Origin of the sequence: Nostoc sp., from assembly GCF_035638895.1 — a bacterium.
Classification (GTDB): Bacteria; Cyanobacteriota; Cyanobacteriia; order Cyanobacteriales; family Nostocaceae; genus Nostoc.
Genome location: NZ_DASQZC010000148.1, coordinates 1 through 1,689 on the forward strand (window position 1 = coordinate 1; position 1,689 = coordinate 1,689).

At 42.2% G+C, this 1,689-nt stretch carries 2 protein-coding genes; both read right to left on the reverse strand.

All coding sequences use genetic code 11. The annotated features are described in order from the left end of the window. Positions 1 to 1,232 (reverse strand): Mur ligase family protein (locus VE944_RS07105; RefSeq protein ID WP_324974332.1); only part of this gene is annotated, 1,232 nt, incomplete at its 3' end. A 118-nt stretch (positions 1,233 to 1,350) separates the two neighbouring features. Beyond that, positions 1,351 to 1,542: a hypothetical protein gene (locus tag VE944_RS07110; protein WP_324974335.1), complete on the reverse strand. Its 192-nt coding sequence runs from the start codon at positions 1,540 to 1,542 to the stop codon at positions 1,351 to 1,353. Positions 1,543 to 1,689: the final 147 nt, after the last annotated feature.

The window sequence follows — 1,689 nt, forward strand, 5'->3', positions numbered from 1 at the left end:
GCGATCGCTTGTCGTAAATCTTCTTCCACAATTAAATTTAAGTTACTCTGATGGGACTTTTGGCTGTAACGTAGACGTAGTGCCATATCATAGACGCGATCGCCACTCACTACTAAAGTCCCGCCGCGTTCGACTAATTTCTCGGTATCCACATCCCAAATCCAGGATACATCAGTACCATCAGGTGTGCGATCGTTCAAGATTAGCAGTGTGGTTTTATCTGTGCTTTGAGTAACTACGCGAATGGTTTCATTCGTTCCTACAGGATTTTTTGATAACAATATTCGCACTCGTTTACCGTTAATTACTAAATCTTCTGCCCGACCAAATGCAGCTTGGAAGGTATTAATAGTATCTCTAATTGTTACTTCATCAACTCCTAACTCAATAGCCGCAGTAGCAGCAGCTAAAGTATTATATTTGTTGTACAAACCAACTAGAATTTGCGACCATTCACTACTTTCTAGAGTTGGTTTACTTTTACTAAAACCACACTTAGGACAAGTAAAATCTCCCAAATGAGACAAATAAACACCTTTGTAATCTAGAGAGTGTCCACATTTGGGACAATAAATAGAATCAACGGCGTGAGGAATTGCTTCTAAATAATGTTCTGGTTCATTCAAGCCAAAGAATAACACCCGTTGGGGTAACTGCTGACCAAGGTTAGATAAAGTTGGGTCGTCAGCATTAGGAATTACCACTGTTTCTGGTGGTAGCGTAGAAATAACTTTTGTCCAACGCTTACTAATTGTGTCTACTTCGCCGTACCTATCGAGTTGGTCGCGGAACAAGTTTAAACAGAGAATAATTCGCGGCTGGAGTGGTGCTAATACTCTTGGAACAATATTTTCGTCAACTTCCAAAATGGCGTAATCAGCGTTTAGCGTACCTAGTAAGTTGGTGCTTTCTAACAGCGCCGTCATCAAGCCATTTTCCAGATTTGCACCTGTAGAATTATGAGTGACGCGAAAACCCTTGCGTTCTAGTATTGTGCATAAAAGCAGCGCTGTAGTGGTTTTACCATTAGTACCAGCAATTAAAATCACCCCGTTTTTAACTTGCTGACTCAATAATTCTAAAATTCGGGGTTCAATGCGACGAGCAATTGAGCCTGGTAATACACTAGCAGCACCCAGACGGAGCGATCGCACTATAAAGGTTACAGTTTTTGCCACTGACACCGCGAAACCCAATCGCAGCCTATCTATGAATTGTATTTTCTTTCCCACATTGGTATCCTAGTCTTCTGGCAGTTGCTAATTAAAAGTATTTAATTGCAAATTTAATATGCGTGAGTTTAGCGAATCCTAGCTGAAAAAGCCAGCCTTAAAATCAAGTTGCAGGAAATCAGGAGGTAGGGGGCAGGGGAGAGTTAGAATCTAGTTCATCCACCTCAGAACTGGGTTCATCCACCTCAGAACTGGATTCATCCGCCTCGGAACTCCGTTCATCCGCCTCGGAACTCCGTTCATCCACTTCAGAACTCCGTTCATCCACCTCGGAACTGGATTCATTCATCTCGGAACTGGATTCATTCACCTTGGAACTCCGTTTATCTCCATCATCCACTTACGAGAGATAATCTCAGTAGGCGTTATCTTAAAAAATAGTGCGTGGGCATAATTACATATCCAGCCCAGTTTGCCGAATTCAGCACAAACTCACGACAAGTAATAGCTTGCAAGG